The following is a 14277-nucleotide window of genomic DNA, read 5'->3' on the forward strand; positions in this document are numbered from 1 at the left end:
TGTTGCAACCGTTAGATTCCCGGGTAACTTTTACGGGAAATCATAAGCAAAAGTGAATGCAACGCAAGTGCTAACGGACCATAGCTTCCTGATTTGCCCCAAAATGACCAAATAGGCTAGTTCATACCTCTCCACCTCTCGCTTAAAAACCCTTTTTCCACTCCTGTACTCCGACAATGTTTATAACCCCGAACGCGCGAAAAAAACTTAAATTACCTTAAAAGTTTATAATTGACATTTCAAACAAACCTCCTGTAAGATAATTACATATGATATTGATAATCATTATCATTAAATTGATGCTTTTATATTATCGGAACCATGAGGAACAACCGTGGCTTTTTCGGGGATGGGAGGGGTTGCATTGCGCGGGGCGCAAAGCCAAAATTTACAAAATCGGCTGATTATGAGCAAAGCCGAGGAGATGGGCATCGGCTGCCGCCAGCTTATCGCCGGGTGCGAGGATTTTTTGGAGCTCACTTGCCAGGGCAGGAGCATCGTGATCAACAAAACGAGATCCCATCGTCTGCCGTTGATTGCCGGACTGCTGGCGAAAAATAAAGAAGCGGCGAACCATTTGCTGCAGCGCCGGGGGCTGCCGGTGCCTCCGTTTATCGTGGTGCCGGAGATGGGGGAGAAGGCCGCACGGTTTCTGGAGGCCAGCGCGTCGGTTGTGGTCAAGCCGCTTGATGCCAGCGGCAGCGCCGGCGTCACGCTGGACGTCCGGACCAGGGAGCAGCTTGTCGAAGCCATCCGAAGAGCCGGCCGATCCAGCGGGAGCATCCTGGTTCAGCGATTTGTGCCGGGGGCGGATTATCGCGTTCTGGTCATCGGCGGCAAGGTGGCGGCGGTCACCGGATACCGGCCTGCCTATGTCATTGGAAACGGCTCCTCCTCGGTAAGGGAATTGATCCGGCGATTGAATGAAACGAGAATCAGACGGCGCAGCATCGGCGAAATGGAGGCGTTTGCCGAAATCAAGGCGGATTCGCCGCGGCTGAAAGCGGTGCTGGACAAGCAGGGGGCGGCGCTTGACGATCTTATTCCGGCGGGAGCGCGGCTGGAGCTGTTTGATCTTCACAATGCTCCGGCCGGCGAGATCAGCGAAATTTACGCCGATCACACGGATTCCATCTGCCCGGCCAACGCCGAAATGGCCATCGAGGCTGCGCGAACGCTGCAGATTGATGTCGCCGGCATCGATATGCGCTGCCCCGATATCGGCCGGCCCATAACGAAGACATCCGGCGGCATCCTGGAGGTCAATGCCCTGCCTGATTTCGCGTATCACGTTTTTTCGTATGAAGGCGCTTCACGCGATGTCACCCGCATGTACCTGGAATATTTGTTTGAAACAACACTTTCTGCATCCCACAACTAAACCAAAGGAGCGTTGGAAGGATATGTCGGTAAAGGTCCATAATGTCCAAAACGATCAGAACGATTACTTAAGGCTGCAGGAAGAAAAGGAATCCAATGCGCGCGCGTACCCCCGGCATTTTCCGCTTGTGATCAGCAGGGCAAAAGGAATGATGGTGACGGATACGGAAGGCCGCATGTACTATGACTGCCTGGCCGGCGCCGGCACGCTGGCGCTGGGCCATAATCATGAGGTCGTGGTGGAGGCGATTCGCGGCGTGCTCGAACAGCAAATTCCGCTTCACACCCTCGATCTGGCCACGCCGCTCAAGCTGGCCTTTATGGAGGAACTGTTTTCGATTCTGCCCGAAGAACTAAGGAACAGCAGCAAAATCCAGTTCTGCGGCCCGACCGGGGCGGACGCCGTTGAAGCCGCGATCAAGCTGGTGAAGAGCGCAACCCGGGGCAGATCCGTTCTTGCCTTTCAAGGCGGCTATCATGGGTCGACGCAGGCGGCGATGGCGCTGAGCGGCAATCTCAGTAAAAAGGAGCATCTGCAGAGCCTGCTGCCGGATGTGCATTTCCTTCCTTTCCCCTATGAATACCGCTGTCCGTTCGGCATGGGCGGCGGCATGACCGCCAAGCTGAGCGCGCAGTATATTGAGAACCTGCTCGACGACTGCGAAAATGGCATTGCCGCTCCTTGCGGCATCATTGTGGAGACGGTGCAGGGCGAGGGAGGAGCGATCCCCGCCGATCTTGAATGGCTTAGGGAACTGCGGCGCATCACGGCCGAAAGGGGCATCCCGCTGATCATTGACGAAGTGCAAACGGGGATCGGGCGTACGGGCCGCATGTTTTCGTTCGAGCATGCCGGGATCGTCCCGGACGTGATCGTCTGTTCCAAAGCGGTTGGCGGCAGTCTGCCAATGTCGCTTGTCATCTACAAGGAAGAGCTGGATGTATGGCCGCCGGGGGCGCATACCGGCACCTTTCGCGGCAACCAGCTGGCGATGGCCGCCGGGCTGGCGACGCTGCGCTATATCCGCGAACAGGGTGTGCTGGCCAATGTGCAGCAACGCAGCGAGCAGTTCATGGCCGGGCTCGGCGCGCTGAAAGCCGGGTGCGAGGCGATCGGCGATGTTCGCGGCCGCGGCCTGATGATCGGGGTGGAGATCGTGGACACCGCCGGCCGCAGGGATCGTTTGGGCCACTATCCGCCGCATGGGGCACTGGCCGCCGCCATTCAGCGGAGCTGCTTCAATAATGGTTTGATTGTGGAGGTGGGCGGGCGCCGCTCCGCCGTCATCCGCTTCCTGCCGCCGCTGACGATCACCGAACGCGAAGCTGCGGACGTGCTTTCGATTTTCGAGAAATCGGTGACCGAAGCGCTGGCCGAACCGCCCGCGGCTTTCGCCTCCTGCTGATAAAAGGAGCAGGCCAATTTATCCGTATCGAGAAAGAAGGTTGGCATCATTGCTGGAGATAGAGAGCAAGCTTCGTTCCGAGAGCTTGGAACAAGCGAACCGGCACACGTGCAAGCTGCTGCTTAACTGCTACATCCGGGAGCTGGCGCAGGAGAGGGAGGATGACATTGCGCTGAACGCGGACACGCTTGACTATGCGGTCGCTTTCCCGGTCTGCGGGGTTACGGTTTTTGGAAAGCTGGCCTATTATTCCGCCGCCGGAGAGCATGAATACGAGAGCATTCGGCGGTCCGGCGCAAACGGAGCGAATGGTCATGTGGAATACGGGGAACTAGTCCAATGGATCATCCGGGAGCTGTCGAGCGAAGGTTTGGGGACAGGCGAAGGCGCGCCGGCAGATGATAACCGGATCACGGACGAACAGGCGCGCAGTTTTGCGGAAAAGGTGGACAACAGCTGCCGCAATCTCGCCCTGTTTATCGAGCGGGCGGCGGAGCTTGAGGTGTTCGACTACCGGACTTCGGAACAATCGCTGATTTACGGGCATCCGTTCCACCCCTTTCCCAAAAATTCGCGGGGATTTTCCGAGCGGGATGTGCGAATGTTCAGTCCGGAGCTGCGCACCTCGTTTCGGCTCGGTTATTTTGCCGTAAGAAAGGATGTATTCCGGGACGAGTGGGTGGCGGAGGACAAAAAAGTACCGCCGCATGAAAGCGTGCAGGCGCATCTTCGGCATACGCTTGGGGACAAAAGCGGCGAATACGCTCCGCTTCCGGTTCATCCGTGGCAATACAAGCATGTGCTGGGCCTGTCCGAGGTTCAGGATTATGTCCGCGAAGGGAAATTGGTTCCCCTCGGCAGCCTGGGGCCGCTTGTCTATCCGACGACCTCCGTACGTACGGTATATGTGCCCGACATGAACTGCAATATCAAGCTGTCCCTGAGCATGCAGATCACCAATTTGATCCGTACCAACAGCGATGAGCAGATGCGCAGGACGCTTGACGCCTCCCGCTATTTGCTGCGGCATGGCTGTTTCGGTCCAAATTCGCCTACCCGGATCGCTTATGAGACGGGCGTTAGCACCTGCCGGTTTGCGGATGAGAAGTTGACCCGGCAGTTTACGATCGTCTACCGTCCGATCGAATTTGATCCGGCATGCACCTATGTGCTGGCAAGTCTGGCGGAAGCTCCGCAGCCGGGAAGGCCTTCGCGCCTGACGTCGATGCTGGGCGGCTTCGGACGGAGCGGACAGGCGGACCGCTGGTTTGCGCGTTATCTGGAGCTGTCGCTGCTGCCGCTCGTGCGCGTTGCGTGGGAGAAGGGCATTCATTTTGAAGCCCATTTGCAGAACACGCTGCTGACCTTGCGGGACGGCATGCCGGAGGCCTTCATCATTCGCGATCTGGAAGGCGTTAGCGTCGAGATCGGCAGGGCGGCGGAAGGGTTGGGGACAGCCCGGGGACAGGAGCTGTCCGGTCCTTTGTTCTATTCAAGAGAGCAGGCCTGGGCGCGGACATCGTACTATTTTATCGTGAATCATCTCGGCTCGCTTATTCATGCCATGGCCAGGGATGCGGGCGTTCCCGAAACGCATTTCTGGACGATCGTGCGCGAAACGCTCCGGCGGGCATACGAGAGAAGCGGCAATGCTTTTGCGAAACACTTGCTTACGGCAGGTACGTTCTATGCCAAGCGGAACATGCTGAGCTGTCTAAAAGGAAGCGGCGAGGCGCCGGCTTATGTGCCGGTCGGCAATTTAATTCAAGAAACGGAGGAGTGAAAAGCGCGTGGAATCAACGGATAGTTTGGCTAACTTGTCCGGCCCGAAGACGGCCGCCTATCATGATGTCCAGGAGAGGATGATGCGCCAGACGCTGGAGGCTTTGTGGTTCGAGGGCATCTTGAACCGCACCGAAACCGGCGGGATTTGGCGGACGGATGGAGTAGGCAGGGACGGAAAGCCCGTTGCTTATACTTGCGAGGCGGAGGAGAAATTTTCGTTCGGCCGGGTGAAAATCGTCAAAGATTCCATCCAAAGAGCAGGCGAACCCTGCGCCGATCTGCACCTGTTTGTGGAGGAACTGGTACTGGGCAACCTGCAAGGGGAGCGGATCGACTCCTTCATCCAGGAGCTGCTGGAGACGCTGGCTAAGGATAGCCAGTGCAGGGCCGAGCTCCCCGAGCGCGTTCCGGACGGCGACAAACACTATGATGCGTTGGAAAGCCATATGACGGACGGGCATCTTTACCATCCAAGCTACAAGTCCAGACTTGGCTTCACATTAACGGACAATCTGGCGTACGGTCCCGAATTCAATCGGAACATTCGTTTGCACTGGGTTGCCGTGAAGCAGGAGCTTGCCGATATGGCGCTTTCCGCCGGCTGTTCGGCGGAGGAGATTTACGGGCAGCACCTGACGGAAAATGACCGGCGCAGGTTCGGCCGCATGTTGGAGAAGGAGGGCGATGGGAGTGCGTATGTGCTGATTCCCGTCCATCCCTGGCAGTGGGAGCATCGGCTTGAAACCGTCTTCACTCGCCAGCGGCTGAGCCGGGAGCTGATTCCGCTGGGGGTTTCGGACGGCAATTACCGGGCGCAGCAATCGATCCGCACGCTGTCGCACAGAGATCATGCGGAGGCTTCATACATCAAATTGTCGCTCAGCATCACCAATACCTCAACCGGCCGCATTTTGGCCCATCATACGACGCAAAACGCGCCGCTGATCAGCGACTGGCTGGACGGTCTGATCCGGCAGGACGAGCTGCTGCGGCGGGTGCGGTTCGGCATCCTCAAAGAGGTTATGGGACTGTCCTTGCGGTACGAGAGGCTGCCTAGGATTCAGTACCGCAGCGCGTACGGCACGCTGGGAGCGATCTGGAGGGAGAGCGTATCCGCCCGCCTGCGGGAAGGTGAAGAGGCCTGGCCGCTGAACGCACTGATGCTGGTGCAAAAAAACGGCGAGCCGTTCATCCGGGATGTCATCGGCCGGCACGGAATCGGGCGGTGGAGCGAAGCGCTTGTCCGCACGCTGACCCTGCCGATGATTCATCTGCTGTACGCGCACGGCATCGCCTTGGAAGCGCATGCTCAGAACATCATCCTGGTGTTAGAGGACGGGCTGCCGTCACGGATCATCGTCAAAGACCTGCATGACGGCGTGCGGTATGTCCCGGACAAGCTGCTGTTTCCGGAGCTGGCGCCCAAGCTGTACCCTGAGCCGGAAACGCACCGGCGGTTCAACCGGTATTCGTTTATCCATGCCAAAGCGGCGCCGGAGGTGCGGGATTACACGTATGACGCTTTTTTTTTCATCTGTATGACGGAGATCGCCCTGACCCTGGAAAGGTTCGGACTATCGGAGCGGGAGTTCTGGGGCCTGTGCGCGGCAACGATTGCGGAATATCAGCGGCAGTTTCCCGAGTATAGGGAGAGGTTTAAATGGTTTGACCTGTTTGCGGCGGATGCGTTGATCGAGGAGATGACCAAGCGCAGGTTGTACGGCGACGGCGAGCTGCATTTCCGCAAAGCAAGCAATCCGCTGCGGCTGGCGCGGGAGAGTTTGTCACTATTATGAGACCCAATACGCTGAAATTAAAAATAAACCGGAAGCAGCCGGTGTTCGGACTGATTGTCTCCATTCCGCATCCCGTTGTTGTCGAGCTGATCGGCCATGCTGAATATGATTTTGTCATCATTGATCACGAGCACGCCTCCACGAATATGGAGCGCGTCGAGGAACTGATCCGCGCCGCCGAGCTGGCGGGTGTCACCCCGCTTGTCCGCGTTTCGGGCGTGGAACGCACCGAAATACTGAAGGTGCTGGACGCGGGCGCCCAGGGCATCGTCATCCCCCATGTGGAGCGGCGGGAGCAGGTGGAGGAGGCGGTCCGCCGGGCGTATTACCATCCGCTCGGAATGCGCAGCCTGAACAGCGGCCGGCCGGGCGCGTTCGCCAAGTATCCGCTGACCGACTACATCCGCGAAGCCAATGAAGCCATTATGATTGTACCGATGATCGAAAGCGCGGAAGGCATCCGGCAAAGCGAAGCCATTTTGTCCCATCCGCAGATCGGCTTTGTGCTGGAAGGGGCGGCGGACTTGTCGCAATCCCTCGGATTGCCGTGGCAAACCGGGCACCCGGAGGTGCGGCGGCGGCTGGAGCAATTGCATGCGGCGTCGCAACGGTGCGGGGTTCCGTACGCGGCGGTGGCCAGAAGCAGGGAGGACATGCGGCTGTGGGCGGAGCGAGGCGTACGCATCTATGTGCTGGGAGACGACAGAAACACGGCATTCCGCGCATATCTGCAAAAGCGGAATGACTATTGGGACGCGGGTGGATGGATATGAACGCAAACGTATGGGAAGCGATAGAGCGATTGCGGGCGCAGAGCCGGGAGCCGGTGTGCGCCTACTTGTATGACCTGGCGGGGATTCAGGCGCATGTCCGGGAGATGCGGCGGGTGATGCCGGATGGGACAGGGCTGTTCTACGCCATCAAAGCCAACCCCGACCGGCGCATTATCGAGTCGCTACTGCCGCTGGTGGACGGCTTTGAGGTGGCCTCCGCCGGCGAGCTGCTCAAAGTCAGGGAAGTCTGTGAGAACGTTCGCGTTCTGTTCGGAGGTCCCGGCAAAAAAGAAGCGGAGCTGGAGCTAGCGCTCAGGCATAATGTCACCTATATCCATGTGGAAAGCCTGCTCGAGCTGAGGCGGATTATCCGGCTGGCCCAAGGGCGGAGCCGGCCGGTGCGCATTTTACTGCGCATCAACCTGAGAACGGCTGCGTTGCCGCAGACCAAAATCGCGATGGGGGGACGTCCTGCTCCTTTCGGGCTGGACGAGCTGCTGATCGAAGAAGCGATCGGCATCATCCGGGAGGAGGGCCGGGGGGCGGTCCGGTTATGCGGTTTCCATTTTCACTCGCTGTCGAATAATTTGCGGGCGGAGCTGCACGCGGAGATGATTGAGCTGTATCTGCTGAAGGCGGAGGAGTGGGCGGAGCGCTATAATCTGGACCTTGAAATCGTTAACGCGGGCGGCGGTTTTGGCGTCTCCTACGATGCTGCGCCGGCGTTCGACTGGCCGCTGTTCACGTCCCTGATCGCGCGGAGTGCAGCGAGGAAGCGGCTTGCCGGGGTGCGGCTATGGTTCGAGCCGGGCCGGCTGATCGTGGCCGAGCACGGCTACTACGCGGCCGAGGTGGTTGACATCAAAATATCGCATGATCAGCACTTTGCCGTGCTGCGGGGAGGCACCCACCATAACCGGCTGCCCGCTTCCTGGGGGCACAATCATCCGTTTGTCATTATGCCGACAGGCAGGTGGGAGCATCCTTTTGCCAGACCGGAGGTCAGGCACGGAAAAGTGACGTTGGTTGGCGAGCTGTGCACGCCGAAAGACCGGCTGCACGCGGATGCCGAAGTGGAATGTTTGCGGGTCGGCGACATCGTTGTTTTTGAGAAGTCCGGCGCCTATTGCTGGACGATCTCTCACCATGATTTTCTCGGTCATCCGCATCCGGAATTTTACTATTTGACGGAAGGAAATGGTCATGCGCACATCGACAATAGAGTCCGGCCTGAAAGCGGCTGAGTCGCGGATTACCGCCGATTTGATGAATGCTTTTTTGACGGAGCGGTTTTTCCGGTTGGACGAGGAGCTGCTCCGGCCGCTCTCGGCTGCGCCGGCGCGGATTCGGCGGTTATACGGAGAAGATGGAGAATATGGTGCCGAGACCAAGGTTTATGCCGGGGAAATCGTGTTTCTGGTTGAGTCCGGCATCCGCTTGGGAATTCAGTGGGTGCAGAATACCCCCATTTATAAAAAGACTGCCGACGGAAGCTGGGCCGGCTTAGGCACTGCGCCGGAGCAGGCGGAAGCCGTGCTGCGTTCGGCTTTGTCCGCGGAAGCTTACGCACAGCCGGGCGTTGCGGACTTTCTGGCCGCTGTGGAGACGGCGGTTCGGCAGCTAGCGCTCAGCCTGAGTCCGGAACGGATGGAGCAGCTGCTGGCATTCACCCCGGCCACGGCTTACGAGTGGTTCATCAAAGGGGAACGGATCGCCGCTCTGCGCGACCGTCCGTTCCATCCGACGGCCAAAGCCAAAATCGGCTTTACCGGGCAGGACAGCTTGCGGTATTCGGCGGAGTTCGGCGAGCCGATCCGACTTCGCTGGGTAGCGGTGCATAGGGATTCGGTTGTGCGGGGTTGCAAGGAGGAAGAGTTGTCCTGCCTGGATGTGTTGAACGCCGAGCAGCGGGCTTTGGTTGAGGCGGAGCTGAGCCGGCGGGGGATGGGACCGGACGAATACGTGCCGATGCCCGTCCATCCCTGGCAGCTTGAGCATGTGATCGCGCCCCGTTTCGCTCAGGAGATAAAGGACGAGACGATCGTGGTGCTGGATGCGGAGGCCGGCGACTTCCTGGCCACCTCTTCGCTGCGTTCCATGGCGCCGGAAGCCGTGATTGAGCCTCATGCCGAAGCGGGGGGCGTATCGGCCGTGCTAAAGCTGCCGGTCAGCGTGCTGTCGCTGGGAGCTGCCCGTTATTTGCCTGTGGTGAAGCTGCTTAACGGCCTGGTCGGAGAGAAGCTGCTGCGTCAGGCAGTGGCTTGCGATGAGACGCTGCGCGGCCGGGTTTATCTGTGCGAGGAGCGCCATTGGTGGGGCTACATGCCGGCGGCGATGGGGTTGTTCGACGACCACCCGCGCCACCTGGCCGCTCAACTCCGGCTTTATCCGCCGGAGCTATTTGTGGAAGGGTGCAAGGTGATCCCGATGTCCGCGCTTGGCGTGGATTTGGGGGGCCGGCATTTTTTGTCCGAAATGATGGGCAAGCCGCTTTCCGCCGAAGAGGTCTTAAGCTTCTATGCCGACCTGGCCGGCATGTTCTACGATGTGGTGATGCGTCTGTTTAAGGTTGGGGTTGTGCCGGAAATTCACGGACAAAACTGCTTGCTGGTCTTGAAGCAAAATCAAGTGAGCGGACTGCTGTTTCGCGACCACGATTCGGTGCGGCTGCATCAGCCGTACCTGGACAAGCACGGCATTGGGGACCCGGGCTACCGCATACGTCCCGGCTATTCCAACAGCCTGTACAATGAGACGATCGATAAGCTGATATTTTACGTCCAGTCGCTCGGTACGCAGGTAAATCTGGCTTCGATTATGGAAGCCCTGTCCGGCGTGTACGCCATTCCCGAGTCCCGTTTGTGGGCGATCACGGGGCAGGCATGGAAGGAAGCGCTGCTGGCCGCCGGGCTGCCGCAAGCCGACCGCGCCGCGCTGTACCGGGCGATTTTCGAGAGCCGGGAGTGGCCGGTGAAGCTCGTCGTCCGCCCGCTGCTGGAAGCGGATGGGGTGCCGGGTGCGATGCCTTCGGGAAAGGGCCAAGGGCGCAACCCTTTTTTGGCGGAGAAAATTTTCCCTTGACAAATCGCGCTGAGGTAATTTATGCTGATGAAAATTTAGGAAAACGAATGAAAGGAGCGTGAACGGGGATGAAATTGGCGATGTATCCAATCGGGTATGAGAACTTGGAGCAATGGTGCCTTCTGGAGGACAACCGTTTGTTTGATCATGCCGAAAGCTTTTTATCCTCGTCATGCAGCCGTTTCAATATATCCAAACATTCTCTTTCTTAGGGGAAGTTGTATGCAAATAACGTTGTTTGCAACGTGTGAATTTGTTCGGATATAAGACCGCTGAGATGACTCGGCGGTTTTCTTTTTGGTCATTTTGGATGAATGTTCAAAAAAAGATAAAAAAAGGGTTGACAGCATAAAAACACCGTGGTAACATCATAAACATCAACAAGGTAAAACATTAAAGCATTAACGTGAGAATGCGTTTTGTAAATCTACGAGGAAAGGAAGGGATAGGAAATGAAAATGCACTTTACATTAGATTTTTTGGAGCAACGCTATAACGAACAGGCAAATATTTGGCGAGAGAGCGGCGAACCATCCTATCTCGATCCGATCGCCGGTAGCTTTTACGTACCACGTTTAGTCCGTAACATCCTTAAAGAAGGAGGAACGGTACTGGCGTGATTGTGAATCACGGACCGTTCTGAATTCAAAATTCATTTCCGTCGATACATATTCAGTACGTAAAGGCTGCTTGCACCCTGGCAAGCGGTCCATTTGTGCTTGTTTCTGCCCGGAGGATTCGGGAGAGGCAAGTGAAGCGAATGGTGCCGCTCCTTGGGGAGGCAGTCTTTTTTTCATGGCGCATTAGGCAAGCGGTCAAAGCCACAGGACTTTCAATCCTGCAATCGCTCGGTTCGAATCCGGCATGCGTCACTTATTTTCGCGGAGATCGTGGTGAAGTGGATAACACGTCAGGTTGTGGCCCTGATACTGCACCGGTTCGATTCCGGTCGATCTCCCCAATGAAAAGTACATACCTATACGGTTACGGTTCGCAAAGTGTGAGTGGGTCACTTGGCAGGGTTCAATGATGTGGTCTAACGAAACACAAGCTGTAAAAAATCGGTGGGAGATTAACCCGCTCTTAGCAAGGATTTACCGTAATCCAGTTCTGTTCTTAGCATGGCGTGGTGGTGAAAATGGATGAACACACCGGCCTTTCACGCCGGGATTTGCGGGTTCGAGCCCCGTCCACGTCATCTTTATTCATCCTGTAGGGGTCCATGTTCCTAGGACGGCGAGTCTGCCTCCAAAGCAGACTGTGGTGGGTTCGATTCCCACGCCCCCTGTTAAGCTGGTTCGAATCCGGCTCGGCACATTTGTGATCAAGCAGCGGTGATCAAGACATATTATGAAAAGGGAGCTTTCGGCGTTTTATAAGCCGGATTCTTAGCTATATAAGTTGAACTTAAGAAAAATCGGGAACTAGGCAAGAGTGTTCAATATTCTAAATAATACACACTTTAGAATATTGAACCTAGGTGAAATGATTCTGAAGAAACTGAAAGCTTTCTGGAAGAAAGCTGCATCGGAAGCATATGCTTGGTCGCCTTTGTGAGCGGATTTCTTCCTTGTTGGAATCTATAAAATCAAGAAATCCGCGACAACAGCGATCATAAGAACATTTCACACGGCTGCCCTATCACGTAGAATCAATAGTTCAACTTATATAGCCCGAAAAATTCCAAAACGAAAGGAAGAAGCCAACCTTGCAGTACAGGTGAACCCTATGAAAAGTAAAAGACGACAGTACCCATTGATTCATGAGACGACATATCGGAATACGACGGAACAGAACCTGGAATTTAGCGATGTGATGGAGCGGATATCCCGGTTCATCGCAAGCGATCCGCGGGGCGTATACGACCTCGTTATTACGACCGACGCACAGACCCACCCGGGACATACCAAGTTCGTCAGCTACATTGTAGTGTACCGTGCAGGAAGAGGGGCATGGCTGTGCAGCCGCCAAGTGATTCTCCCCAGGGAAATTTATTCGGTTCGCGAAAAATTGTCTTTGGAAACGTCATACAGCCAAGAAATTGCCGCGCAATTCGGGTTGGCCGAGCGGATCAGCCTCGAAAACCTGATTCTTCCTTATCTCGATCAAGGGGCGGACATCCGTTTTATGGTCGATATTGACGGCGGCCGCGAGGCCAAGAACCGGACGGCGGCCTATCTTGCGGAAATGGTTGGTCGAATTGAGGCGATGGGTTTAATTGCTAGGGTTAAACCTGAATCGGTGATGGTCAGCATAGCCGACCGCGAAACTAAGAAACCATACCCGTTAAGGGAGGCATCAAATTCGTGAACGGCAAGACTGAGGCGTTTCTAAAGATGCACATAATGCTAACATTTTGACCCGGCATATGCCGGGTTTTTTTAAACAAAAATGGGATGAAGTATTTGCGGGATTAGAAAGAACGGCACCTGCATGAGTTAAAGCTTACATCGTGGAGGATGCCAAGAGCATAATCCGAATCAGAAGCGCCGGGCAAAGGCTGTTCCGATAGAACGCTCCGTTTGGCACAAGGGGAAGCCAACAGTCCGATGAACGGTGAAATCAGATACTATATGGAGCGCCTTCAGCATTTATGTAAAAGCAGTTCTTGCCATCGATAAATGGATATATGATTTTGAGAATAATTGTTTAATTTTTGTGAGGATACAGTAACCGGTCTGTAACTATCTTTGACAATCATTCTACTAAAATGAGATTTAGAGTTTTTACATATGAAAACAAGGAGAATGGTTGATGAAAAAAAGAGTCAAGGTTATCGTTGCGGCATGCTCCGCTTTCGTGCTGCTATCGGGCTCCGCACTGGCTATGACGACCGGACCGAAGATTTTTATTAACAAGGCCCCGTACGCGAATACGTATTTGAAGCTGAAAATCGAAAACGGCACGGCTATGGTTTCGCTGCGCGCTATCGTGGAGGAGTTGAAAGGGGAAGTGACCTACAAGGACAACAGCATTCATGTAACCCTGCCGGAGGCGTCCCACCTGGCTCATCAGGTTGACCTGTTTATGAGCGCGCTGCAGGCGGATACACCGGAGGAGGCGGCGAAGACATGGATTCGCGGAGTTCAGAAAAGAAATGGGCCGATGCAGTACGCCGTCATGACCCCGGCTTTGCAGGCAAGCACAAAACAAGAGTTCGAGGATAATTTCTGGGTTACGGGCGGATCCAGCCCGCATATGGGAGCCGTGGAAAAGTTGGATACCAAGTCATTGTCCGATAAAAAAGTGCAGATTACCTTTAATTATCCCCTTATTGTAATGGAAGAAGTCATAGGCTATGGAAAGGCTTCCCTAACGATCGAAAAAGGGAGCGGGCTTTACGAAGACAATTGGGCGATCTCGAAAATTTGGCTTCAGGATCCCGGTGATACGGGAGTTATGATCGGCGCAAATTAGCGCGATAATAGAGAGCTTTCGCAGCATGAAATTGGCAAGTAAGCTTTAATGTAACCGGGCAAAGCTAACAAGATAAAACATTATTAAACGGAGGCGGGTGAATCCTGCTTCTTTTTTTGGAAAGGGAGCTTAAGCTTGAAGGAGTGCCATTTTCGTACGAAACGTTCGGCATACGGATTTGTTGCCGCTGTTCGTCGTTTATTGGGCAGACAGACATTTCGTAAGGAGAAAGACGTTTCCGCACAATTAAACATAATAAATATTATGTAAACTAAATAACGAGAATCTAGGGGCTAAAAGACTCTAGAACTGTTATCTGGGGGGAACATGGAGGTTTGCAAAATGTAACGGACCCAGACGACTCTATTTACCTCAAGTCGGCTTTTTTCGGCTCGTTTAGAACGAAATAGTGTCACATGAGTCCGTTAGGCCACTAGCGATGCATTAAATCTGACAAGATACATTTTCTAGCCACACCAATATTCTAACGGTTGCCACAAGCGTTATTTGTTCCAAAAACGTTGATTTCAAAATCTAACGGTTGCTCTGGCGCTTATTTCACTGAAACCCGGCTCAGTTTGCTTAGATTCAGGCGAATAACGGCAATCACAACCGTTAGAATTTTGAAAAGGGCGTTTG

At 55.3% G+C, this 14277-nt stretch carries 10 protein-coding genes and 4 tRNA genes; all 14 read left to right on the forward strand.

Features of this window, described 5'->3' with window-relative positions:
- Positions 1–364: 364 nt before the first annotated feature.
- The 14 genes from DYE26_RS05585 (at position 365) to DYE26_RS05640 (ending at position 13638) form a co-directional block, all read left to right on the forward strand.
- Positions 365–1381: an ATP-grasp domain-containing protein gene (locus DYE26_RS05585; RefSeq protein ID WP_036622867.1), complete on the forward strand. Its 1017-nt coding sequence runs from the start codon at positions 365–367 to the stop codon at positions 1379–1381.
- A 22-nt stretch (positions 1382–1403) separates the two neighbouring features.
- Entirely contained in the window at positions 1404–2786 is a 1383-nt protein-coding gene (locus DYE26_RS05590; RefSeq protein ID WP_036622868.1) for a diaminobutyrate--2-oxoglutarate transaminase, read from the forward strand.
- A gap of 49 nt (positions 2787–2835) precedes the next feature.
- On the forward strand, positions 2836–4569 hold the full coding sequence (locus tag DYE26_RS05595) for an IucA/IucC family protein (protein WP_036622869.1): 1734 nt from the start codon (positions 2836–2838) through the stop codon (positions 4567–4569).
- A 7-nt stretch (positions 4570–4576) separates the two neighbouring features.
- Complete coding sequence (locus DYE26_RS05600; protein ID WP_051985435.1) at positions 4577–6367, forward strand: IucA/IucC family protein; 1791 nt, start codon at positions 4577–4579, stop codon at positions 6365–6367.
- The gene (locus DYE26_RS05605; protein ID WP_082207769.1) at positions 6364–7140 is read left to right on the forward strand and encodes an HpcH/HpaI aldolase family protein; all 777 of its coding nucleotides are present in this window, start codon (positions 6364–6366) and stop codon (positions 7138–7140) included. Before DYE26_RS05600 ends, DYE26_RS05605 begins: the two co-directional genes overlap by 4 nt.
- Positions 7137–8384, forward strand: a complete 1248-nt coding sequence (locus tag DYE26_RS05610) for a type III PLP-dependent enzyme (protein ID WP_036622871.1) — start codon at positions 7137–7139, stop codon at positions 8382–8384. The genes DYE26_RS05605 and DYE26_RS05610 overlap by 4 nt, the downstream gene beginning before the upstream one ends.
- A complete protein-coding gene (locus tag DYE26_RS05615) occupies positions 8344–10221 on the forward strand; it encodes an IucA/IucC family protein (protein ID WP_036622872.1) in 1878 nt (625 codons plus the stop codon). The genes DYE26_RS05610 and DYE26_RS05615 overlap by 41 nt, the downstream gene beginning before the upstream one ends.
- 452 nt (positions 10222–10673) lie before the next feature.
- Positions 10674–10841 carry a hypothetical protein gene (locus DYE26_RS33315; protein ID WP_164815311.1) on the forward strand — a complete coding sequence of 56 codons (168 nt, stop codon included), beginning with the start codon at positions 10674–10676 and terminating at the stop codon, positions 10839–10841.
- 177 nt (positions 10842–11018) lie between these two features.
- A tRNA-Glu gene (locus DYE26_RS05620) sits at positions 11019–11093 on the forward strand.
- A 12-nt stretch (positions 11094–11105) separates the two neighbouring features.
- Positions 11106–11182, forward strand: a tRNA-His gene (locus tag DYE26_RS05625).
- Positions 11183–11344: 162 nt separating this feature from the next.
- Positions 11345–11419 (forward strand) — tRNA-Glu (locus tag DYE26_RS05630).
- Positions 11420–11451: 32 nt separating this feature from the next.
- Positions 11452–11509 (forward strand) — tRNA-Ser (locus DYE26_RS33320).
- Positions 11510–11949: 440 nt separating this feature from the next.
- Positions 11950–12531, forward strand: a complete 582-nt coding sequence (locus DYE26_RS05635; protein ID WP_051985436.1) for a ribonuclease H-like YkuK family protein — start codon at positions 11950–11952, stop codon at positions 12529–12531.
- Positions 12532–12975: 444 nt separating this feature from the next.
- Complete coding sequence (locus tag DYE26_RS05640; protein ID WP_051985437.1) at positions 12976–13638, forward strand: hypothetical protein; 663 nt, start codon at positions 12976–12978, stop codon at positions 13636–13638.
- Positions 13639–14277 lie beyond the last annotated feature (639 nt).

The organism is Paenibacillus macerans, assembly GCF_900454495.1.
In the GTDB taxonomy this organism is placed as follows: Bacteria; Bacillota; Bacilli; order Paenibacillales; family Paenibacillaceae; genus Fontibacillus; species Fontibacillus macerans.